Genomic DNA, 24022 nt, shown 5'->3' with positions numbered 1-24022 from the left:
TACGAGAGTTTTAGACTACTTTTTTACAAATATAGGGAGTAATTGTGTTTTAACTTCTCCAAAACCAATACGCGTACCATCGTTTTCACAGTGACCTCTCATAATAACCGTATCGTAATCATTAATGAACTTACGTTCTGTACCGTCTTTCATTTTTATTGGTTTCTCACCTTTCCAAGTCAACTCTAGCATAGATCCATAGCTGTTCTCATTTGGTCCAGAAATGGTTCCACTACCCATCATATCTCCAGAATTTACCGGACAGCCATTAATCGTATGATGTGCTAGCTGTTGTGCTATATTCCAATACATGTATTTGAAATTAGACTGCGACACCACAGTTTCCTTGGCACCTTTTGGTTGAATGGATACTTCTAAATTGATATCGAAGCTTTTTTTGCCTTTGTATTGCAAATACTCTAGTTGTGGTTTGAGTGGTTTAGGTCCTTGTACACGGTAAGGTTCTAGGGCATCTAAAGTCACAATCCATGGTGAAATGGAAGAGGCAAAATTCTTAGCTAAAAAAGGCCCTAAGGGTTGGTATTCCCACTTTTGAATGTCTCTTGCGCTCCAATCATTTAGAAGTACTAAGCCAAAAATATATTCCTCGGCTTCTTCAATAGGAATAGGTTCTCCTAAATCATTAGCGTCTGTTGTAATGAAAGCCATTTCTAATTCAAAATCAACCAATTTACTCGGTCCAAAAATAGGCTCTGTTGCTCCGTTAGGAAGTGTTTGTCCTTGGGGTCTATGAACTGGTATACCTGATGGAATGATTGATGAACTTCTACCATGATATCCAACTGGTATGTGTAACCAATTTGGTAACAGGGCATTATCTGGGTCTCTAAACATACTTCCAACATTAGTAGCATGCTCTAAACTTGAATAAAAATCAGTATAATCTCCAATCTCTACAGGTAATTGCATTTCGATTTCATCCAAACGGAATAGGACTATTTCTTTATGCTTTACATTATTTTTCAACGTATTATTTTCAGCATCAAAAATATGAGCTATTCTATTCCTCACAGCACGCCATGTCTTTCTTCCATCGGCAATAAAATCGTTTAAAGTATCTTGTAGAAAAATATCTTCTGTTAACGCTATACCATCAAAATACCCTAGTTGGTGTAATGCTCCTAAATCAATGGCAGTATCTCCAATACGTGTACCAATAGTGATAATATCATCACGAGTTAAGAATACTCCAAAAGGAATGTTTTGGATTGGGAAATCTGAATTTTTATCTACGTGTAACCACGACTTTCTATCTGGGTTGTTAGCTGATAATGGCATACCTGTTTTATGGATTAAAGATTATTGAATTCAATTCAAACCTACACATTTTTTTTTAGTTTCATATAAAAAATACTCTAAATCCGATAAAATTTAAAAATTGTGAAGTAGTTAATAAAACCGTTTAAAACTTATGTGTAATTCTATATTTTTTGGTGTTTAAAACTATTCAATTTCCTATTTTTGCCGGATAATTAATCATATTTGAATTTTATGCAACGCGACGAACAAATTTTTGAATTAATTGAAGCTGAAAAAGAGCGACAATTACACGGTATAGAGCTTATAGCATCAGAGAATTTTGTAAGCGAACAAGTAATGGAAGCTGCAGGTTCTGTATTAACCAATAAATATGCAGAAGGATACCCTGGTAAGCGTTATTACGGCGGTTGCGAAGTGGTTGATGAAATTGAGCAGTTGGCTATAGATAGAGCTAAGGCACTATTTGGAGCAGAATATGTAAACGTGCAACCACATTCGGGAAGTCAAGCTAATACAGCTGTTTTTGCAGCATGCTTAAAACCAGGTGATAAGATTTTAGGATTTGATTTGTCTCATGGTGGTCATTTAACACATGGTTCTCCTGTAAATTTTTCTGGTAAATTATACAATCCTGTGTTTTACGGTGTAGAAGAAGAGACTGGAGTATTAAATTATGATAAAATTCAAGAGATTGCTACTGCAGAACAACCAAAGTTGATTATTGCAGGGGCTTCTGCGTATTCTCGTGATATTGATTTTAAACGATTCAGAGAAATAGCAGATAGTGTTGGTGCCATTTTATTAGCAGACATCTCACATCCTGCAGGATTGATTGCGAAAGGTATATTGAATGATCCATTACCTCATTGTCACATTGTTACGACTACTACTCACAAGACCTTGAGAGGCCCTAGAGGTGGTTTGATAATGATGGGTAAAGATTTTGAGAATCCTTTTGGGATTACTTTAAAAAGTGGGAAGTTGCGTAAAATGTCATCGTTACTAGACTCTGCTGTGTTTCCAGGAAATCAAGGTGGTCCTTTAGAACATATTATTGCAGCCAAGGCTATTGCTTTTGGTGAAGCACTTACAGATGGGTTTTTACATTACCAATTACAGGTTAAAAAGAATGCAGCAGCGTTAGCACAAGCATTAGTAGATAAGGATTATAAGATTATTTCAGGTGGTACAGATAACCATTGCATGTTAATAGATTTGCGTAACAAGAACGTATCAGGTAAAGAGGCTGAAGAAGCCTTGGTAAAAGCTGATATTACAGTTAACAAGAATATGGTGCCTTTTGATGATAAGTCACCATTTGTTACCTCTGGTATTCGACTAGGAGTTGCTGCAGTTACAACTCGTGGATTAAAAGAAGATGATATGTCAGTCATTGCCAATTTGATTGATGAAGTTGTAACTAATCATGAAGATGAAGCCTTATTAGAAGCAACTAAAGAAAAAGTAAACGTTATGATGGCAGACAGGCCTTTGTTTGTAGCCTAAGTGTAAATATATTATTCGACATTAAAATCTGAAATATCTCAGATTAATAAAAATCCTGAAAATTAATTTTTTCAGGATTTTTTATGATGTGATATGTGGTATGCTCTCTAGGTAGTTTTTTTAATTCTACGTAATAAAAGAATTAATCCTATGGTTGAAGCTATCATAAGAAACAAACCATGTTTTAAACTTAAACTTTCGATATCTAAACTAAGAAAAATATAAAATATTAGGTACAGTGTAATAATTATAATTTGACCTACTAAAAAAGCGAATCGTGTTTTTACAATATCTAGAAGCATTAATAGTACCAGTGTACCAATTGATAAACCGCAAAGACTAATCAACCAATTGTAAAGTTTAAAAAAACCTATACTAAGACTGCCTTCCCAACCAGTAGTGGTTAAAGTTTGACCTCTTAAAGCTGTTGATCCATTAGTTGCTACAAATGAAAACCAACCAGAAAACGAACTAATTATTATAATAACGCAAAGTATTGTAGCAAGAATTAAATAGTTTTTGTTGGGTTGTTCTTTGGTGGTTTCAATGTCTGTCCAGTTTAATTCTAGAGCATCAAAAATCAAGCTAATAGTTTTATTTCGTGGATTACTTTCGTTGTTCTCGATACGCTGTATCGTTCTAAGGTTTACATTGGCCAATTCGGCCAATTCTTCTTGTGATAGTGCTTTTTTATTTCTTGTTTCTTTAATTAAGTTCCCGATATTTCCCATGCTTGATTATTTGCATATAAAAGTATTTAATTATTGGAAAACATTTGGCGGTTTTCACACGACATTTTTACGACAAGTAAAGACTTTTAAATAACCTTAGTATTATAGAATAAAAGTTTAAGTTATCAATGAAAAAAAGGAATTTTTTAATCTTCTTCCGGAAATATAATATGCTGATAGGCGCCTATATCTGGAGAGTTTGTTCTATTAACACCTAAAATATCATTAGGTACTTGAGTTGCGAAGTTTGATTGTCCTTTATCAATGGCCGCTGATTCTTCTCCAATGATGAGCATATTCAAATCTGGATCTTTAAAATTGGGATCTTGATTAAAAATAATGCCTTCGTAGTGACTTATATCGTTAAAATCATAATTGGCACCAGTGAAATTATTGTTATTATCGTCAAAACGAATTAAGCAATTGGTAAATTTAAAATTAAAATCTAGGGCAGCATCTTCAACTTCTTCGAGCAGGATTTCAGGGTTGTCATTACCGTAAATGATACAGTTATTAAAATTAGCTTCAATTAAATCAGTTACAATAGCATTATTATCGTCATCTAAAATGAAATTATTTAATAAAACGGATGGAAACTGTCTAAAACCGTTGTTCCAATAATTAGCAATAGTACAATGGGTTAAATTATATTTACCGCCAAAAGTACCCGCAAAAGATGATAAACCTGAATTGTTTATTACTGTATTTTCAGCTTTAATAGAGGAATTTCTGCCTAAAATACCAAAGTTGCTACAGTTATAGATTTGAGAGTTGGTAATGGTAAGTTTATCTGCTGGTTCGTTGGCGTTACCATCACATAAAATGCCCACTAAAGCATTTTTGATAGTTGCGTGGTTAATAATATTATTTAAACTCCCATCTAAAAACCAAATGGTTCCCCATTGTCCGGGTCTTTCGGAAAAATTAGGCTCCAATCGGTCAGCTTCAAGAATGACTTCGTTTTCCAAAGATTCTGAATTACTGCTTAATCCACCATTTATGTGTAAAGACGCCCCATTATTTACAATGATACCAGAATTTTCATGAAAGTGTAAACGGGCACCAGCTTCTATGGTTAATGTTTCTCCGTTAGGAACTGAGGCAAATCCATATATGACATAGGGTTTTTCATTAGTCATTGTTAATTCATTAGGTAACAACTCCCTACCTTGTAAATCGGTTTCAATTTGTTCGCCGTCGATATCTATAGTAAGTGTTTCGATAACCTTTGTAGCTCCATTTCTGTTGGGGTAAATAAAAACAGCATCTTTTACAAGTGTGACCAATTCTACTTTTTGAAGATTAGAACCTGCATCAAATTCTATTTGGTCTATATACAAGTATTCTCCATTATTATTTGGTAAATTATTAATATCTATGGTTGTTTCAACAAAAATAAAAAGACTGTCTTTTGCCAATAGCTCTACATTTTCAAATACTTTACCTGCCATACCATCAATACTTAACCTATAGTTAGAAGATTCACCCAGAGCCAATTTAACAGAAGGAATAAATATATCATCATCACTTCTGTTATAAACCTTCAAATTGTAAGTGCTTGATCCAATATTTGTAAAGACCGTGTCTAGGTAAACAGTATCCCTAGAGAATCCAAGATTGCCTTTACTTGGTGAAAATTCAAAATCTTTACGACAAGAGCTCCAAATAGTTAAAAACAGAAGGGTTAAGACAAAATATAGGTAGCGGTTCATTAATAAAAATAATTTATGCTAAAATATAACTTTTGAAATAATGAATTATTATCACAGTACTACTATTTATTGCCAGGAGTAGTAAAAGTATCTTTCTCTTTAATGAATAATAAGAAATCCTTACTTAACTTATAAAAGGAATCAAGAAGTACTAAATTTTCTTTAACTGCTAGTAGTTCACAGTTTATGCCCCGTTCCTCGCAATATTCAAAGAATAAGTATTTGTTGTTTTTGGGTATTTTAAGGTCTTTATATAATAAGGAGTCTGTAAATATTTCACTATTATAAAACAGTGAATCTAGTTGATGATATTCTATGTTATTTATGGTAGATTTCTTCTTTTTAAAGAGTTTATTAATACCAATAAGTTTAGCTAATTCTATAAAATTTACACCTCCAGAATAAGATGTTTTAGGCATATACAAATGCGGATTTCTTTTAATATCTTCAGCAATAGCAAATCCTAAATTATTGCTATATTCAACAACCTCAAAAGGTTTATCTTTTTTATCATATAGTAAAACTTCATTCAATTCATTTATACTTTTATTCAATTCGAAAACAATTATTTCTTTGAAAAATGAAGTATTAACTTTTACTTTTTTATCATGATGGAATAATGATTTAAACATTATTGAATCATTGACAATTGCTTTTATTTTGAAGTTTCCTTTAATATCTGAGTATGTCGTGTCGTTTTGAGTTAAATTAATAATTAAGGCACCTTTTACCGTAGAATCTTCATCATATATTTTTCCGTTAATATTTTGAGACAATGCTACTATTGGAATGAAAAATAAAACGATGAGTAGATGTTTCATGTTGATTGATTAGCTTCAGCAATATAGACTATACATAATTTCAAACGGCACAATTAAGAGTATTTAACAGCGCCTTTATAAACATTTAACAATCTAATTTGTTACAAGTTTGAGTAAGGTATGATTAAAATTATTTGGTATAATATAAGAACAGATAAATACTAGGTAATTAGGAGCATTAAATAACTTTTACATTTTAATAAAGATTAGTTTTTTATAAAAAAAATCACTTACTTACTAATTATAAACAATAGATATTATAATAGCCCTCTAATTTTTAACTTAAATAGACCGAGATGAAGCATTTAATTTTAGTATTGTTATTCCTTTTTAATCTTTCTTGTGCTAATGAATACAAGTATACCAAAAACTCAACAAAAGATTATCATATCATACCAAAACCTTTGAGTCTACAATTTATGGATGGAAAGTTTTTGGTTAGTTCGAAAACTAAAATTGTTGGAGATTATCAACTCAAGAATGAAGGTATGTTTCTTGCTGAAATACTTAATAGTTTAACTAATTATAGTATTGATTTTAATACACAAGGCTCTGGAAATATTGAACTTAGAATAGATGATTCTATTGAAAATGAAGAGGGATATAACCTTTTAGTAAACTACAATAAAATTCTTGTTTCTGGAAAATCTTCTAAAGGGATTTTTTATGGTATTCAGTCCTTATTTCAGCTATTACCTTTTTCAAAAGAGTCAGACAAATCCAAGCAAAATGAAATTACCATTCCTGCAGTAGAGATAAGGGATAGCCCAAGATATATATATAGAGGGATGCACTTAGATGTAGCTAGACATATGTTTCCTGTTAGTTATATTAAAAAATATATTGATTTAATTGCATTGCATAAAATGAATACATTTCATTGGCATTTAACAGATGATCAAGGATGGAGAATAGAAATTAAAAAATATCCTAAGTTGACTCAGGTAGGGGCTTGGAGAAATGGAACTATAATTGGACATTTTCCAGGAACAGCAAGTGATGATAAAAAATATGGAGGGTTTTACACTCAGGAAGAAGTATTAGAAATTGTTGATTATGCAACGAAAAGACATGTAACAATAATCCCAGAAATAGAATTACCTGGCCATTCTAGCGCAGCTATTGCAGCTTATCCAAGTTTAAGTTGTTTCCCAGATGAACCTACAGTTGTTGCAAATAATATGATGTCAAAAGCAAGTAAAGAGGCTCAGGCTAAAGAAACTGTAAAAATTGTTCAAGAAACTTGGGGTGTTTTTCCTGATGTTTATTGTGCAGGAAAAGACGATACATTTGTTTTCTTAAAGAATGTGCTTGATGAAGTCATCCTATTATTTCCTTCTCAATACATTCATATAGGAGGAGATGAATGTCCAAAGGATAATTGGGAAAGGTGTACTGATTGCCAGTCTAGAATGAAATCAGAAAACTTGCAAGATGAGCACCAATTACAAAGCTATTTTATACAAAGAATAGAAAAGTATTTAAATTCAAAAGGAAAACAAATCATTGGCTGGGATGAAATTTTAGAAGGAGGTTTAGCTCCTAATGCAACTATAATGTCCTGGAGAGGAACTAAAGGAGGTATTGAAGCAGCTAGACAAGGCCATGATGTTATTATGACACCGTACCAGTCAGTTTATTTTGATTACTATCAACATGTAGATAAAGATAATGAGCCTCTAGCTATAGGAGGGTTGACTACTGTTAAAGATGTCTATTTTTATAACCCTACCCCTGTAGAATTATCTAAGGAAGAACAAAAATATATCTTAGGAGCTCAAGCCAATCTTTGGACAGAATATATTAGTACTATTGACTATGTAGAATATATGGTTTTGCCAAGAATGACAGCATTATCTGAAGTGGTCTGGTCTATAGAAGAAGATAGAAATTGGGATGATTTTAGTAATAGATTATTGACCTTTAGAAAAAAACTTGATGCTTTAGGGTTAAATTATGCTAAGCATACTTTCATAAGTAAGGATTAAATGATTTGTCGCTAATTTATAAACAAAAACCCGCAATGAAAATTGCGGGTTTTTTGCGGAGAAAGAGGGATTCGAACCCCCGGAGGTGTGACCCTCAACAGTTTTCAAGACTGCCGCATTCGACCACTCTGCCATTTCTCCAGTGTCTTATGCTTTTACCTTTTAGCGGGCTAGCCCGCCGAAGAGAGATATAGTATCTAGTAGGCGGGTGCAAATATAAAATCCTTTTTCTTTTCTTTCAAATAAAACGCTTTTTTTTTAAAAATAATTTTGCTCTATGTTTATATACAAGCAATTTATTTATCTATGGTGCTATAATGATTTTCAAATGTTATTTTTGCACTTATAAAAGCAAAAAATGGACGTAATTAATAGACTCAAGTGGCGTTATGCCACTAAAAAGTTTAATACAACCAAAAAGTTATCAGCACAAAAACTTAATATTCTAAAGGAAGCTTTTAATCTAACAGCAACATCCTATGGTTTGCAAACCATAAAAATGTTGGTTATTAAAGATAAAGATTTAAGAGCCTCTTTGGTTGTAGACGCTTACAATCAAAAACAAGTATCAGATGCTTCACATTTATTGGTAATTTGTATTCAAGAAAAAATAGTAGACAACGATATCAATAAGTTTTTCAAGAACATAAAAGATATTCGCAGTACTTCTGATGATATTTTAGACCCTTACAGGTTAAATCTCATAAAAATGTTAGCAGGTATGTCTAAAGAAGAACAGCAACAATGGTCTAAAAATCAAGCTTACATTGCCTTGGGCAATCTTATGACGGTTTGCGCTATTGAAGGAATTGATTCTTGCCCCATGGAAGGTTTCAAACCTCAAAATTTTGATGAAAAACTTAATTTAAAAGAAAAAGAACTTAAATCTGTGTTGCTTTTACCTGTAGGTTATAGAGCTGAAGACGATATGTTTTCTAGCTTTAAAAAAGTAAGAATGAACATAGAAGAAAGTGTACTAGAAATATAATTATGCCAGGATTTGAACTATTTGGAGATATAGAGAGACAACAAGTAAATGATGTTTTAGAGAGTGGTGTGTTAATGCGTTACGGTTTTGATGGCATGCGCAATGGTCATTGGAAAGCCAAAGAACTGGAAGCTGCATTAGAAGACACATTTAAAACCAAGCATGTACAACTGGTTTCTAGTGGAACTGCTGCTGTTACAGTGGCTTTGGCAGCTGCTGGAGTAGGTGCAGGCGACGAGGTTATTATGCCAACCTTTACTTTTGTTGCAAGTTTTGAAGCTATTATGATGTTGGGTGCCATTCCTGTATTGGTTGATATTGATGATACGTTGGTACTTGATCCTAAAGCTGTTGAGGCTGCTATTACCCCAAAAACCAAAGCCATTATGGTCGTGCAAATGTGTGGTAGTATGGGTGAAATGAGTGCGCTACAGGATATATGCAATAAACATAGATTGTTATTAGTAGAAGATGCGTGTCAAGCTATTGGTGGGACTTATAAAGGAAAATCATTAGGAAGTATTGGTGATTTAGGGTGTTTTTCTTTCGATTTTGTAAAAACCATTACCTGTGGTGAAGGAGGAGCCGTTATAACAAACAATAACACATATTATAAAAATGCCGATCATTATAGCGATCACGGACACGATCATGTCGGTAACGATAGAGGTGCAGAGACCCACCCATTTTTAGGTTATAATTTTAGAATATCAGAATTACACGCAGCGGTAGGGTTAGCTCAAGTAAAGCGTTTGCCTGAGTTTTTAAAAATACAGCGCAAGTATTTAAAATTATTTCAAGATATCGTTGGTAAAGTTGATGGTGTAACATTACGAACAGTTCCTGAAAGTGGTGAAGAAAGTGGTTCATTTTTCAATTTCTTTTTGCCAGATTTAGAAACCTCAAGAAAAGTAATTGAAGGTTTTAAGCATGGAGGTATAGATGCCTGTTGGAATTATTATGATAATAACTGGCATTACATACGTAAATGGGAACATTTTAAAGAATTGAAATCGCTTTTCCCAATTTCCAAAGAAGTCATAGATGGCTTAAAATACCTAAAAACAAAGTCTTTTAAGCAATCAGACCACTATATAGGCAGAAATATTTCTTGTTTAATAAAACTTTCTTGGACTGAAGATGAGGTTATAGAACGCGCCAATAAAATGGCAGACATTATTAAGGGTGTTTTAATATCTTAATAGCCAATATAATCAACAATTTCTAACCCATATCCTATCAACCCAACACGTTTGGTTTGAGCGGAATTGGTTATAAGTTTTAATTTATGGATGTTTAGGTCGTGAAGAATTTGAGCACCTATACCAAAGTCTCTAGAATCCATATTAATTCTTGGTGCTTTAGCTACAGTACCTTGTTCTTGATGCTCTTTTAAAAAAGACAAGCGTTTTAAAATATTCATTGACTGAGATTCTTGATTTATAAAGATGATTGCACCTTTACCTTTCTTATTTATAACATTGAACATGTCATCAAGTTGCTTATCAACGTTGTTTGTTAACGTACCTAAAATATCGTTATTTATTAAGGTAGAATTTATTCTGGTAGCCACCTCTTCATTATCTTTCCACTGGCCTTTTGTTAAGGCTATATGCACTTGATTATTAGTGGTTTGTTTATAGGCTCTTAATCTAAAACTTCCAAAGCGTGTTTCAATTTGAAAATCTTCTTTTTTCTCAATTAAAGAGTCGTGTTGCATGCGGTATGCTACCAAATCTTCAATGGATACTATTTTTAAATCAAGTTTTTTGGCAACCTCAAAGAGTTCTGGTAATCGAGCCATGCTACCATCTTCGTTCATAATTTCTACAATCACGCCTGCAGGATTTAAACCAGCTAATCTTGCAAAATCAATAGCAGCTTCGGTATGTCCGGTTCGTCTTAAAACACCGCCATCTTTTGCAATTAAAGGAAATATATGTCCAGGTCTGGCCAATTCAAATGGCTTAGTACTTGGGTCTATTAATGCCTTGATGGTGGTAGCTCGGTCTTTAGCCGATATACCTGTAGTAACACCTCCACCTCTTAAATCTACCGAAACAGTAAAAGCAGTCTCCATGGGGTCGGTGTTGTTTCTCACCATCATATTGAGCTCTAATTCTTTACAACGGCTCTCTGTTAAAGGGGCACAAATTAGTCCTTTACCATGAGTCGCCATAAAGTTTATCATTTGAGGTGTTACTTTATCGGCAGCAGCAACAAAATCACCTTCATTTTCTCTATTTTCATCATCAACCACAATGATTACCTTACCATTTCTAATGTCGTCAATGGCCTCATGAATGGTATTTAATTTATATTGTTGGGTTGCTTCTTTTGTCATAGTCTTAACAGTCATGTGGCAAAGATATTGCTTATTTTAAGAATCTAAACTATTAACGATTAAGTCTTCTTTAATCCTTTTTCTCAAAAGTGGGTAGGCAATCATGTAAAATAGAATTCCGAGTATTAAAAGTATAAAAGGAGGTTTTTTTCCATTTTTTATATGATTATACAGTTGTTTGATGTTGATAATCGATTTGATGTAATACAACAGAAATAGTATCAATGAAACCATACTTAATTGAATGGATGCCGATTCTAAATAGGGTAGTTTGTTGTTTTTAAACACAAAATAGAGTACTAACAAAATGACACCAATACTATAGAGAATGATGGTGAATTTAGAGTGATCATTATAATTCTTTAAAATTGCTTTTGATTTTTTGTCTAGTTCAATTTTCTTTTTGGTTTGATAGTTACTATCCGTAATGCCTAAGTTTAAATCTTTTTTAAGTACTTCTTTTTGTAAAAAGTAAACTATAAAATACAATGGTATTCCTAAAACATGAAGGAGTACATAATTAACATTTAAACCTTTTCCAACATGTTTCCTGTAATTACTTTCACTAATGATGGTTTTTATAAATGAGGCTATAAAAAGCGCCCAAAATATGATACCAATAATCAATAACGAAAGTCCTAAAGAAGGATACCAGTTATTCTTAAAAATGGCCCCTATAATGCCAATAGGATAGGCTATAACGTATAGAACGAAGGTAAGTTTAGCATCTTCTTCAAATCTATTTCTAAGGTTAATAGTTTGTTCATATTCTCTGTTGTTAAAATTACCAGAGAATTTTAATTGTTCATTGGTAATCCCGCGCTTATTTAAAATAGCTAAGGCTGTATTTCTGTAAATGGTCTTATAACCAAATTCTTTATGATTTTTTGCAATATTTATGAGCTTATTGTTATCATAGCTATTTAAAACATCATAGTCTGCATCAGAAATATCAAAAGTTGAAGTATCTTGAATAGTCTCCTTCTTTTTAATTCTGAATAATTTCTTTAGGAATTCAAATAAACCATCGCCTTCAAAAATCTTTCTATCGGCGGTAGCTCTTTTAGTTAGAAATATACTTAACGGAAGTAGTATTAAAGTAGAAAACCAAGTTGCCAAAATAGGGTTAAAACTACCATTTTTAGCACTATTAGTAGCAAATATACCTATGAAATGATAAGTTAAAAATAATAGAATGGCTATTACCATGGGCAAACCAATACCACCTTTTCTTATTAAGGCACCAAGTGGTGCACCAACAAAAAATAAAATGATACAAGCAAAGCCTAAAGCAAATTTTTCATGTAATGAAATGTAGTGTTTATTTAGCTCTGTTTTTTCTCTTTTAAAAGAGTCTTCTTTTGAGGATATAATTTGTTTGGCACTTGTAATACCTCTAGAGGCAGACTCAATAAGCTCTAATTTTTTTCGGGTATTGAATAGGTCCAAAATGTTACCAGTATAGAAAAGAGAGTCCACAGGTTTTTCTACTTTGTTAGTATTTTCTTTTTTATTTAAAGCTACAATTTTTACAGCAACAGAGGATCGCTGCATCAGAATTTCAGACAGGTTATCGTAATTATCTGCTTTTCTTTTTTCTATGGAATCTATAGCTTTATTTAACCCGTTTATGTTAAGCATATTGTATTTGTCTGTGTATGACTTATCATCTAAATCTACATTATCCATTTCAGACAGATCAATATTCATAATGTACTTCTCAAACGTACTTTTAGCAAAGGGGATTTTTTTTCTTTCCTCAGGTTTTGAAGGATTTACATCGCTATAATAATTTCCGTCATAAAGAATTAGTTTCAAAACATTAGAATCTTTTCTACTGGTTAGTTCACCAGTTTTAGATTTTATAGTGGTAGTATTTTTTCCTCTATCAGAACCCTTTATGTGAATAGTGACGTTTTCTAAAAACTGGCCTTTATCTCCGCTTTTCTTTTCAACTTTAATATTGTAATTGTTTATTTCGTTAAACTGACCTTCTACAATGGCCATAGCAGGTTTTAGTTTAGCAATGTTGCGTCTTAAATTATAAGAATTAAGCTCTGCCCAAGGAATAACATTATTAGAAAAGAAAAAAGTAGTTATGGCAAGTCCAACAATAAATATGCTTAAGCCAGACATGGCTCGCTGTAAAGAAATACCAGTAGATTTCATAGCCGCAAACTCATAGTTTTCTGCAAAACTACCAAACACCATAATTGAAGATAGTAATATAGTGAGCGGCAATATGAGTGGTATGAGCTTAGGTAAAAAATACATTAAGAACTTAGCTATTACAGCAAGATCAAGATCTTTACCAGCTAACTCTTTAATATACAACCAAAGGGTCTGTAAAATAAATATCAGTATGAGTATTACAAACACACTGATAAAAGTTTTAAGATAGGTTGTTAGTATGTATCTGTCTAAAATTTTCAATGGAAAAAACCTAATCTAAATTATTGATGTAATAATCTTGATATTTTTTAGCGTCAAAGGTAAATAAGGTTTTTGATATGGGTTGATTTGTTTTAAAGGAATTAACGGTTAATGTTGTTTTAGAACCATTTTTACCAATTTGAATAAGATTGTATATGTGCTTGGTTTGTGAATCAATACCAAGAAGAATGCTTTTTAACTCAGAATTAGAATCGATAGGTATTAGTTTTACATATTGAATTTTACGTCCTTGTATATTTTGCTGAATATCTAATTGATACGTGTAACCTTCCTCATAAAACGAAAGCATTTTACTGGGCGTTATAGCGTCTTCCTCGTCTTCATTTTGAGATGTAATGGTAACCTCTTCGTCTTCAGAACTAATTAAATACAGTTTATTTCCATCAAAAAGTTGCGTAACACCTAAAATATTTAGTTTATATTTTTCGCCTTGCATCACCACATCACCACGAGTTTCTTGTTTGATGTTTTCCGAAAGGTTTTCAAGGGTATACTTGAAATCTATTGAAATATTTTCATAAGTCTTTACTTTCTCTGAAACTTCATCTAATAATGCTTTTCCTTTGTTTTGAGCAAAACCTAAGCAGGTTGTTACAGTCAATACTATACTAGCAAATATGTTTTTCATTTTTCTTTTGGGTGTAAAATTATTCATTTTCTAAATGAGCATCCAAAGCTGTTAAATCAGGGATTAGAACCTGTCTGGCTTTACTGCCCTCAAATGGTCCCACAATGCCAGCCGCCTCTAATTGGTCTATGAGTCTGCCGGCTCTGTTATATCCTAATTTCAATTTTCTTTGTAGTAAAGAGGCAGACCCTTGTTGTGCTGTAACAATAACAATGGCAGCTTCTTTAAATAGACTATCTCTGTCTTCTATGTCTATATCAAGACTTGTGCCACTTTCTTCGCCAACATACTCAGGTAATAAATAGGCATCTGGGTATGCTTTTTGTGCTCCAATATAATCCGTTATTTTCTCCACTTCTGGTGTGTCAACAAAGGCACACTGAATACGTATCATATCATTTCCTTGAGTGAATAACATATCACCACGACCAATTAATTGGTCTGCTCCCGAACCATCTAAAATAGTTCTAGAATCAATTTTTGAAGTCACTCTAAACGCAATTCTAGCTGGGAAATTAGCCTTAATAATACCAGTAATAACATTAACTGATGGCCGCTGGGTTGCAATAATTAAATGAATACCAATGGCACGCGCTAATTGAGCTAATCGTGCTATAGGAGTTTCTACCTCTTTACCAGCAGTCATGATTAAATCTGCAAATTCATCAACTACTAAAACAATGTAGGGCAGAAATTGGTGGCCTTCATTAGGGTTTAATTTTCTAGCTTTAAACTTAGCATTGTACTCTGAAATGTTTCTACACATGGCATTTTTTAACAACTCATAGCGGTTGTCCATTTCAATACAAAGCGAGTTTAAGGTATTGATAACCTTGGTGTTGTCTGTAATAATAGCTTCTTCGCTATCAGGTAATTTTGCTAAATAATGGCGTTCAATTTTGTTATATAGTGTAAGTTCTACTTTTTTCGGGTCAACCAAAATAAACTTTACTTCAGCAGGGTGCTTTTTGTAGAGTAGTGAGGTTAAAACAGCATTTAAACCCACCGACTTACCTTGACCTGTAGCCCCAGCCATTAAAAGGTGAGGCATTTTTGCTAAATCAACAACAAAAGTTTCATTACTGATGGTTTTACCTAAAGCAATAGGTAGCTGCATTTTAGAGCCTTGAAACTTTTTTGATGAAATGGCAGAATGCATAGATACTATGGTGGCATTTTTATTAGGTACCTCAATACCAATGGTTCCTTTACCCGGAATAGGTGCAATAATTCTAATCCCTAAAGCAGATAATGACAGAGCAATATCATCTTCTAAGTTTTTTATTTTTGATATACGAATACCAGCATCTGGGACAATTTCATAGAGTGTTACCGTAGGGCCAATAGTTGCTTTAATACTGGCAATACCAATTTTATAGTTGCTAAGGGTTTCAACAATTCGGTTTTTGTTTTCCTCTAGTTCTTCTTGATTGATAGTGATACTCTCTGTGTCATACTTTTTTAGAAGTTCTAGAGGCGGAAATTGATATTTGCCTAATTCTAAAGTAGGATCAAACTGTCCAAAATCTTCAACCAATTTGTTAGCTAGATTATCGGTTTCAGAAAGTTCTTCGGCAATTTGTTCAACTTTTATTTCAATACCAGATTCTTCATCATTATTTTCTTCCGATGGGGTATCTACCTCTATTGATATATTTTCTTTAGCAGGATTTGACTGCTTTTTTTTGTTTTCCTCCAACTGAATTTCAAAAGCAGTTTTGATAGCTTCTGCTTCATCTGATAATGCGTTGTCTACTGCAACATATGTGTCTTCTTTTAAATCTGATAGTTCATGTTTTATATCTTTTTTAGCAGACTTAAAGAGTTTGGAAATGCTTTCGAAAGTCACACCAAAGCGAATAGCCAAATAGGTAATTAATCCAAAAAGCAATAGGAGTGAAGTACCTACTTTACCTAAATAATCTTGAAGAAGGCTATTAATTTCAAACCCAACAGTACCTCCAAGGATGTCATTAGTCTGTGAAAAAAAACCAAAAAAAACAGAGAGCCAAATAACTATTAAAGTACCCCAAAACCAATGCTTGCGCAACCTGGATTTTGGAAGATTCATTAAAACATAAATCCCGGATAAAAATACAAGACCAGCAAAAATAAAAGACGCTACTCCAAATCCTCTTTGAATAAAAAAGTCACTTAACCAAGCCCCAGATTTACGTAACCAATTTTGGGTTTTAACCTCTCTAGACGAAAAATTTGATAGTGTACTTTGGTCTATTTCTCCTGTAAAAAAGAAAGAAACAAAGGCAATACAAAGCACCACACCAAAAATAATTAGAAAACTACCAAACACAAGCTTTTGCTGGCTAGATAGATTAAAACTTGGAAGTTTTAGTTTTTTCTTTGGAGTTTTTTTAGTGTTGGTTTTTTTCTTCGCCATCAAAGATTTTAAATTGAGGTTCCAAATCAAGTTTAATTTTGAATTGGATAACAGTGCCACAAAAATACAAATTACTAACGTTTATCCTAGTTAGAATATTATTATTAAAAAATCTTTGGTAAGTATATAATGAGACCAATAAGGGCAGCAAAAAAAGCAGATATAAAAACGGCTCCTGCTGCAATATCTTTTATAATTCCAATTTTTTTGTGATGCTCTGGGTGGATAAAATCGGCCACATCTTCAATAGCCGTGTTAATACCTTCTACAGATATTACCATAGCAATTGCTAAACATTGTAAAACCCATTCGGTAGCAGATATTTTGAAAAAGAATCCTGCTATGGTAACCAAAACAGCTATACATAACTGAATTTTAATACTGGCCTCTGTTTTAATGAGATACATAGCACCTTTAAAAGCATATCTAATACTTTTTAAACGGTTTACCAAGAAGGATTCTTTTTTTTTGCTCATTCTTAGCTTAAAACCTCTAAGGCAGCTTGATAGTTTGGTTCTTCAACAACTTCTTGTACTTGCTCTGTATGAAGAATTTTACCATTTTCATCAAGTACTACAATGGCTCGAGCTAGAAGACCTCTAATGGGACCATCAACATATGTAAGGTTGTAGGCTTCACCAAAATTACCATCTCTAAAATCAGATAAAGTTTCCACATTATCAATTCCTTCAGCACCGCAAAATCTGGACATAGCAAAAGGTAAATCCTTTGAAATACATAAAATTTTAGTGTTTTCTAATTCACTAGCTTCTTGGTTAAATTGTCTAACGGACGCTGCGCAAGTTCCTGTATCAATACTATGAAAAATATTCATAATTACTCTGGATCCCTTATAGTCGCTTAGTGTTTTATTTGATAAATCTGACGCTGCTAATTCAAAATCAGGAGCATGAGTGCCAACTGACGGTAATTCACCTTTTGTATTGATTGCGTTTCCTTTTAAGCTTACTGTTGCCATTTTTTTATATTTTAATTTTTAATCAACTAAAATAACAATAATTACTTCGTTAGTTTCAATATTTACATTTCTTTTTAAGTACAATTTTGAAACTATACTATAAAACTATTGTTTTTTAATCGGCTATAAGTTTTATCAATCCTAATATAACTTATTAAAATATTTTTGACGACTTTTTATGCTAACATTTAGTAACTTTATGGTATTCACAAAACATATAATTCTAAAATAAGATATTATGCATAGCACAGAAAGTAATGACATTAATAAATGTCCTTTTATGAGTGGTACTCAAAAACAACCAGCAGGTGGTGGAACTAGAAACCGCGATTGGTGGCCAAACGAACTCAAACTTAATATTTTGCGTCAACATGGTAAAAGTCCAAACCCTTACAAACCAGATTTTAACTATGCTGAAGCATTCAATAGTATAGACTACGCCACGTTAAAACAAGAAGTTATTGACTTGATGACGGATTCACAAGACTGGTGGCCGGCAGATTATGGTCATTATGGACCCTTTATGATACGTATGGCATGGCATAGTGCAGGAACCTACCGCGTAGGAGATGGTAGAGGAGGAGGCGCTTCTGGAACACAACGTTTTGCACCTTTGAATAGCTGGCCAGATAATGGTAACTTAGATAAAGCTAGATTATTGCTTTGGCCTATTAAAAAGAAATATGGAAAGAAATTGTCATGGGCAGATTTAATGATTTTAGCAGGAAACTGTGCTCTGGAATCTATGGGTTTTAAAACCTTTGGATTTGCTGGAGGACGTGAAGATGTTTGGCAACCCGAGGAGGATGTGTATTGGGGATCTGAAACAGGTTGGTTAGATAATGATGATAGATATGATACCAGTGATGGCGATTTAGAAGGGCATTTAGGAGCAGTTCACATGGGATTGATTTATGTAAATCCAGAAGGACCTAATGGAGAGCCAGACCCAATGAAATCTGCTCATGATATAAGAATTACTTTTGGTAGAATGGCTATGAATGACGAAGAGACAGTAGCCTTAGTTGCAGGTGGTCATACTTTTGGTAAAGCACACGGTGCTGCAGACCCTGATAAATACGTGGGGCCTGAGCCACATGGCGCCTCTATAGAAGAAATGAGTACAGGATGGAAAAACACCTATAAATCTGGTGTACTTGATGATACCATTACTAGTGGGTTAGAAGGTCCTTGGACCCCTAATCCAACACAATGGGATCATGATTATTTTGATGTACTCCTTAATTATGAATGGGAATTAACCAAAAGTCCTGCAGGGGCACACCAATGGACACCCAAAGATACCAATGCAAGAAAAGCCCCAGCAGCGAGTGGTCATGGTACACAGGCTTTAATGATGTCTACGGCAGATATCGCCTTAAAAACAGATCCTAAATATTTAGAGATTTCGAAACTATTCCACAAAGATCACGCTGCTTTTGAGGATGCTTTTGCTCGTGCTTGGTACAAATTAACGCATCGTGATATGGGGCCCATAGACCGTTATTTAGGGCCAGAAGTGCCTAAAGAAGAATTGATTTGGCAAGACCCCATTCCAAAGGTTGATTATAAACTAAGTAATGATGATATAGCATCCATAAAAAAAATGATATTAGCTTCTGGCTTAAGCATTTCACAAATGGTAACTACGGCTTGGGCATCGGCTTCAACCTATAGAGATTCTGATAAGCGTGGTGGTGCTAATGGTGGACGCTTACGCTTGGAGCCTCAAAGGAGTTGGGCGGTGAACAACCCAACAGAATTAGAAAAAGTGTTGCATGTTTTAGAGGGCATTCAAAAATCTTTTAAAGGAGATATTTCCATGGCAGATTTAATTGTATTGGCTGGAAATACCGGTGTAGAAGAAGCAGCTAAAAACGCTGGTTACAACATTGAAGTGCCTTTTTCACAAGGTAGAGGAGATGCTTTTCAAGAGCAAACCGATTTAGAATCCTTTGGATACTTAGAGCCTTTAGCCGATGGTTTTAGAAATTATATAAAACCAGGTTTAAAAGTTGATGCTGAAGATTTATTGGTAGACAGAGCCAATTTAATGAATTTGTCTGTACCAGAAATGACAGCCTTAATAGGTGGTATGCGCGTATTAGGCACCAATTACGATGGGTCTAATTATGGTGTGTTTACCGATAATGTTGGGCACCTTACTAATGATTTCTTTACCAACCTTTTAGATTTTAGTTATACATGGAGTGCTACCTCTAATGATGACACTATTTTTGAAGGCAAAGAAAGAAAAACAGGTATTGTGAAATTTTTAGCCACTCGTGCCGACTTAATATTTGGTTCTAATACAGAATTAAGAGCCATTGCTGAAGTTTATGGTGCCGATGATGGAGAAGCACAGTTTGTTAACGACTTTGTTGCCGCTTGGGCAAAGGTCATGGACGCCGATAGATTTGATTTAAAATAAAGTTTAGTTTTTTGTTAGTTTTAGTAGAGGTTGGGGTAAACATAGTCCTTGTGTTTATCCCAATTTATTTTAACTAAACACTTACTAATAATAAAAAAACTATAGAAACAAAAGCTATGAATGATATTAGTATACTTATTGAAGCTATTCAATCTGGAGATATAAGCCGTATAGAAACCCTCATAAATTCGAATCCAAATCTGGTTTTTGCAAAAGACCAAAGAGGGTTTACTCCTTTAATTTTTGCTACTTATTTTGATAAAAAAGGCATTGTTGAAGTCTTGCTAAAGCATAAGGCAGAAGTAGATGCTACCGATGCTTCTGGTAACACTGCACTTATAGGTGTAGCCTTTAAGGGCAACAAAGAAATTGCAAATTTGCTTATTAAAAATGGAGCCCATGTTAATGCGCAAAATAGCCAAGGTGTTACACCGCTTATTTTTGCCACTATGTATAATAAAGTAGATATGGTAACCTTTTTATTAAAGTATAAAGCAGATAAAACTATTAAGGATAGTCAAGGTAAAACGGCTTTAGATTATGCCAAAGAAAAAGGGTTTAAGGATATGGTAGGGGTATTGCAATAAGTTTTTTTCAATATCAATTTTATGATTTTTTTGTTTAACTTAAGGACATGCAATGTTTCATTCTCTTATATCCAGATGTTAAACTAAAGTTGCTGAAAATTTTTATAAAATCAATGTTCAACCATAAAAAAACCACTTCAATTTGAAGTGGTCTTTAAATCCCATTTTTCTTTTTCAATTAGTGATCTATCGAACCAAGAACCCGTTGCATAAAACTATTTAAGGCTTCTTTTTTAGGTGTACCATCTTGTACCATTTTATTTACCTCTATAGCGCCATACATGTTAGAGATTAACTCTCCTATAACATCTAATTCTTCGTCTTTTAGAGAAGGCACTTCGGTTAAAGCTTCTAAAGTTTCAATAGTTTCAACAACAAAGTCTTCGTCGTTGTCCTCAATAAATTGCGTTAAGTGTTTAATTACTGGTAATTTCATTTACTAAGTCTTTTAAAACATCAAACTTGTTGGTTTGTACTTGGTTTACAAAAGCGCCATTTTTAAAGGTTGCGAAGGTTGGTAAATTGTCAACAGTCGCTAACTTTCTAGATTCTGGAAACTTTTCAGCATCAGCAATAATAAAGGTGACATCTTCTAATTCTGAAGCTAACTTCTTTACTTTTGGTTTCATAATGCGGCAATTACCACACCATGTTGCCGAATATTGCACCACTACGGTTTTGTTTTCTGAAACTAAACTTTGCAGATTATCTTGATTTAATTCTTGTACCATAATTATATTTTGTCGTCGTTGCATGTAAAACGAAGCCATCTAATCCAATCAAATAGATTGCTTCAATTTGTTTGCAATGACATTATTTTAATTAACGTGAGCTGCTAAATACTCTGCAACACCAGTTCTATTGGCGTTCATAGCTTCTTTTCCTTCTTCCCAGTTTGCTGGACAAACCTCACCTTTTTCTTGAACGTGGGTTAAGGCATCTACTAATCTTAAGTACTCTTGTACGTTTCTACCTAAAGGCATATTATTAATGCTTTCGTGTTGTACAATACCATCTTCATCAATAATGTACGTTGCTCTGTAAGTTACGTTATCACCCTCAACCAAAACAGCTCCAGTCTCTTCATTATAGGTTTCGTTTGTGATATCTAGAATACCTAAGGTAGAGGCTAAGTTTCTGTTAGAATCTGCTAATAGTGGATAGGTAACCCCTTCTATACCGCCATTATCTTTTTCGGTATTTAACCAAGCAAAGTGAACTTCGGGAGTATCACATGAGGCTCCAATAACAATGGTATTTCTTTTTTCAAATTCACTTAAAGCTGCTTGAAAAGCATGTAATTCTGTTGGGCATACAAAAGTGAAGTCTTTGGGGTACCAAAACAATACCACTTTTTTCTTGTTGTTTACTGCTTCTTCTAATACGTTTAATTTAAAAGTGTCGCCCATGTCATTCATTGCGTCTACGTTTAAATTTGGAAATTTTTTCCCTACAAATGCCATATTAATTTGATTTTAAATTTTAATGATTCAGTTAAATTCAATGGCAAAATTAATCCATTAGGTATGTTTAAAAATTTTATTCAATTATAAAATCTTATAATTAAATAGTAATAGCATATGGATAAAAAAAAGGCCCTTGTATTTTGTTAATTTGTAAAAAAATAAGGTGATAAATTACTTTATTCTTAATGGAAAAAGGATTTAGCTGGTCTTTTTATTTTGTGTTAATTTGCTTAATTTTTATACGGAATGCTGCAAATAATAAGGTCATGAACGGACTCAACCAATTGAAAATGGCAAAGGCTAAATAATCTATAACCGGAACGCCTAATACGCCCGATTGATAAGCACCACACGTATTCCAAGGGATTAATACCGAGGTGACAGTTCCAGAATCTTCTAAAGTTCTACTTAAATTTTCTGGAGCAAGCCCTTTTTCTTTATAAGCTTTTTGGTACATTTTACCCGGAACTACAATAGCTAAATATTGGTCTGATGCTAAGGCGTTTAAACCCAAACAGCTAATAACCGTACTGGCGAATAATCCGAATACGGAATCGAATAAGTTTAAAACCGACTTACTGATTCTTGAAAGAGCTCCTATAGCATCCATAACCCCTCCAAAAACCATGGCACAAATAATGAGCCAAATAGTTCCCAACATACCGCTCATACCTCCAGATGAAAATAAATCATTTAATTCTGTACTCGAGGTTGCTACCGAAGTATCAACCGTAATGGCATTCATAACACCTTTATAAGCAGCGTTAAAGGTTAATGAGTCAGATTCAGCTACCGCCAACACAATATGAGGTTGGGCAATTATAGCTGCCATACCGCCAAGAAGTGTACCTACTAAAAGCGCTACCAAGGGTGGCGTTTTTTTAATTATCATAAAAATTACAACCACCGGAACTAAAAATAGCCAAGGCGAAATGTGAAAAGCTTGACTAATAGCAGTAAGTTTATCCGATATATCAGGACTTCCGGTAGTGTCAATGTTCAAGCCTATTATCACAAAGGCAATTAAAGTAATGATTATTGTAGGTGTTGTTGTTAAGGCCATATATCTAATATGCGAAAATAATTCACCACCAGCCATAGCAGGAGCTAGATTAGTAGTATCACTTAAAGGAGACATTTTATCTCCAAAATAAGCTCCAGATAAAACGGCTCCGGCGGTCATACCCACAGAGACGTCTAAAGTTTTTGCAATACCAATAAGGGCAATACCAACAGTTGCTGATGTGGTCCATGAGCTACCTGTGGCAATGGAAATAATGGCACAAATGATTACGCAAGCTCCTAGGAATATAGTAGGATTTAGTATTTGCAATCCGTAGTAAATCATGGATGGGATAATACCGCTTATAAGCCATGTTCCAGCTAAAGCACCTACCATCAATAATATTAAAATAGCCCCAGCAGTAGATTTAATATTTTCTGCAACTTCATCAAGCATTTGTTTATAAGATACTTTATTAAAACATCCAACAATAGCAGCTACTGCGGCACCTAATAAAAGAATGAATTGATTACTACCACTTAAGGCATCATCACCATAAACAAAAAACACATTGTAAAAAAGCATACCCAATAGGGCAAAAACCGGAATAAGCGCCTCCCAAATATTAAGTTCTCTGTTTTCTATGATGTTTTCGTCTTGAGGTTCTCTGGGTTTTATATTTTGGCTCTCCATGAAGTGATAAGA

General features: G+C 33.6%; 20 protein-coding genes and 1 tRNA gene. 6 read left to right on the top strand and 15 right to left on the bottom strand.

Annotated features, from left to right (window positions below; translation table 11 throughout):
- Positions 1 to 15: 15 nt before the first annotated feature.
- Complete coding sequence (gene fahA, locus DFQ02_RS05465) at positions 16 to 1299, bottom strand: fumarylacetoacetase (protein ID WP_116039983.1); 1284 nt, start codon at positions 1297 to 1299, stop codon at positions 16 to 18.
- Between the two features lie 213 nt (positions 1300 to 1512).
- On the opposite strand from fahA, the gene glyA reads away from it, so the two are divergent.
- Complete coding sequence (gene glyA, locus DFQ02_RS05460; RefSeq protein ID WP_116039982.1) at positions 1513 to 2787, top strand: serine hydroxymethyltransferase; 1275 nt, start codon at positions 1513 to 1515, stop codon at positions 2785 to 2787.
- A gap of 107 nt (positions 2788 to 2894) precedes the next feature.
- Here glyA and DFQ02_RS05455 read toward each other — a convergent pair whose 3' ends face one another.
- The 3 genes from DFQ02_RS05455 to DFQ02_RS05445 all read right to left on the bottom strand — a co-directional run bounded on the left by DFQ02_RS05455 (position 2895) and on the right by DFQ02_RS05445 (position 6051).
- Complete coding sequence (locus tag DFQ02_RS05455; protein WP_116039981.1) at positions 2895 to 3518, bottom strand: helix-turn-helix transcriptional regulator; 624 nt, start codon at positions 3516 to 3518, stop codon at positions 2895 to 2897.
- 146 nt (positions 3519 to 3664) lie between these two features.
- Positions 3665 to 5230 carry a right-handed parallel beta-helix repeat-containing protein gene (locus DFQ02_RS05450; protein WP_116039980.1) on the bottom strand — a complete coding sequence of 522 codons (1566 nt, stop codon included), beginning with the start codon at positions 5228 to 5230 and terminating at the stop codon, positions 3665 to 3667.
- Between the two features lie 62 nt (positions 5231 to 5292).
- The gene (locus DFQ02_RS05445; RefSeq protein WP_147297734.1) at positions 5293 to 6051 is read right to left on the bottom strand and encodes a peptidase associated/transthyretin-like domain-containing protein; all 759 of its coding nucleotides are present in this window, start codon (positions 6049 to 6051) and stop codon (positions 5293 to 5295) included.
- Positions 6052 to 6347: 296 nt separating this feature from the next.
- Between DFQ02_RS05445 and DFQ02_RS05440 the strand changes: the two genes are divergently transcribed.
- Complete coding sequence (locus DFQ02_RS05440) at positions 6348 to 8039, top strand: beta-N-acetylhexosaminidase (protein ID WP_116039978.1); 1692 nt, start codon at positions 6348 to 6350, stop codon at positions 8037 to 8039.
- Between the two features lie 56 nt (positions 8040 to 8095).
- On the opposite strand, the gene DFQ02_RS05435 is transcribed toward DFQ02_RS05440, so the two are convergent.
- Positions 8096 to 8180, bottom strand: a tRNA-Ser gene (locus tag DFQ02_RS05435).
- Positions 8181 to 8397: 217 nt separating this feature from the next.
- Here DFQ02_RS05435 and DFQ02_RS05430 point away from each other — a divergent pair.
- Both DFQ02_RS05430 and DFQ02_RS05425 read left to right on the top strand, forming a co-directional pair.
- Entirely contained in the window at positions 8398 to 9027 is a 630-nt protein-coding gene (locus DFQ02_RS05430; protein ID WP_116039977.1) for an NAD(P)H-dependent oxidoreductase, read from the top strand.
- Positions 9028 to 9029: 2 nt separating this feature from the next.
- Positions 9030 to 10229, top strand: a complete 1200-nt coding sequence (locus tag DFQ02_RS05425) for a DegT/DnrJ/EryC1/StrS family aminotransferase (protein ID WP_116039976.1) — start codon at positions 9030 to 9032, stop codon at positions 10227 to 10229.
- On the opposite strand, the gene ribB is transcribed toward DFQ02_RS05425, so the two are convergent.
- The 6 genes from ribB to tpx form a co-directional block, all read right to left on the bottom strand.
- On the bottom strand, positions 10226 to 11386 hold the full coding sequence (ribB, locus tag DFQ02_RS05420; protein ID WP_181896360.1) for a 3,4-dihydroxy-2-butanone-4-phosphate synthase: 1161 nt from the start codon (positions 11384 to 11386) through the stop codon (positions 10226 to 10228). The two genes, DFQ02_RS05425 and ribB, sit on opposite strands and share 4 nt — an antisense overlap.
- 21 nt (positions 11387 to 11407) lie before the next feature.
- Positions 11408 to 13804, bottom strand: a complete 2397-nt coding sequence (locus DFQ02_RS05415) for an LptF/LptG family permease (RefSeq protein WP_116039974.1) — start codon at positions 13802 to 13804, stop codon at positions 11408 to 11410.
- 10 nt (positions 13805 to 13814) lie between these two features.
- The gene (locus DFQ02_RS05410) at positions 13815 to 14453 is read right to left on the bottom strand and encodes a LolA family protein (protein ID WP_116040059.1); all 639 of its coding nucleotides are present in this window, start codon (positions 14451 to 14453) and stop codon (positions 13815 to 13817) included.
- 19 nt (positions 14454 to 14472) lie between these two features.
- Positions 14473 to 16851 carry a DNA translocase FtsK gene (locus DFQ02_RS05405; protein WP_116039973.1) on the bottom strand — a complete coding sequence of 793 codons (2379 nt, stop codon included), beginning with the start codon at positions 16849 to 16851 and terminating at the stop codon, positions 14473 to 14475.
- A 104-nt stretch (positions 16852 to 16955) separates the two neighbouring features.
- Complete coding sequence (locus DFQ02_RS05400; RefSeq protein ID WP_116039972.1) at positions 16956 to 17327, bottom strand: diacylglycerol kinase; 372 nt, start codon at positions 17325 to 17327, stop codon at positions 16956 to 16958.
- A 2-nt stretch (positions 17328 to 17329) separates the two neighbouring features.
- A complete protein-coding gene (gene tpx, locus DFQ02_RS05395; RefSeq protein ID WP_116039971.1) occupies positions 17330 to 17830 on the bottom strand; it encodes a thiol peroxidase in 501 nt (166 codons plus the stop codon).
- 238 nt (positions 17831 to 18068) lie between these two features.
- Between tpx and katG the strand changes: the two genes are divergently transcribed.
- Positions 18069 to 20261 carry a catalase/peroxidase HPI gene (gene katG / locus DFQ02_RS05390; RefSeq protein ID WP_116039970.1) on the top strand — a complete coding sequence of 731 codons (2193 nt, stop codon included), beginning with the start codon at positions 18069 to 18071 and terminating at the stop codon, positions 20259 to 20261.
- 116 nt (positions 20262 to 20377) lie between these two features.
- The gene (locus DFQ02_RS05385) at positions 20378 to 20848 is read left to right on the top strand and encodes an ankyrin repeat domain-containing protein (RefSeq protein WP_116039969.1); all 471 of its coding nucleotides are present in this window, start codon (positions 20378 to 20380) and stop codon (positions 20846 to 20848) included.
- 178 nt (positions 20849 to 21026) lie between these two features.
- On the opposite strand, the gene DFQ02_RS05380 is transcribed toward DFQ02_RS05385, so the two are convergent.
- The 4 genes from DFQ02_RS05380 to nhaC form a co-directional block, all read right to left on the bottom strand.
- Entirely contained in the window at positions 21027 to 21284 is a 258-nt protein-coding gene (locus DFQ02_RS05380; protein ID WP_116039968.1) for a DUF6952 family protein, read from the bottom strand.
- Positions 21265 to 21579, bottom strand: coding sequence for a thioredoxin family protein (locus DFQ02_RS05375; RefSeq protein WP_116039967.1), 315 nt, complete (start codon positions 21577 to 21579; stop codon positions 21265 to 21267). Before DFQ02_RS05375 ends, DFQ02_RS05380 begins: the two co-directional genes overlap by 20 nt.
- Before the next feature lie 87 nt (positions 21580 to 21666).
- Entirely contained in the window at positions 21667 to 22311 is a 645-nt protein-coding gene (locus DFQ02_RS05370; RefSeq protein ID WP_116039966.1) for a peroxiredoxin, read from the bottom strand.
- A 214-nt stretch (positions 22312 to 22525) separates the two neighbouring features.
- Complete coding sequence (gene nhaC, locus DFQ02_RS05365; protein WP_116039965.1) at positions 22526 to 24010, bottom strand: Na+/H+ antiporter NhaC; 1485 nt, start codon at positions 24008 to 24010, stop codon at positions 22526 to 22528.
- Between the last annotated feature and the right edge of the window lie 12 nt (positions 24011 to 24022).

The organism is Seonamhaeicola aphaedonensis, from assembly GCF_003386195.1.
In the GTDB taxonomy this organism is placed as follows: Bacteria; Bacteroidota; Bacteroidia; order Flavobacteriales; family Flavobacteriaceae; genus Seonamhaeicola; species Seonamhaeicola aphaedonensis.
Note: the sequence above shows the minus strand (reverse complement) of the source record. Positions and strands in the feature narration are given on the sequence as shown.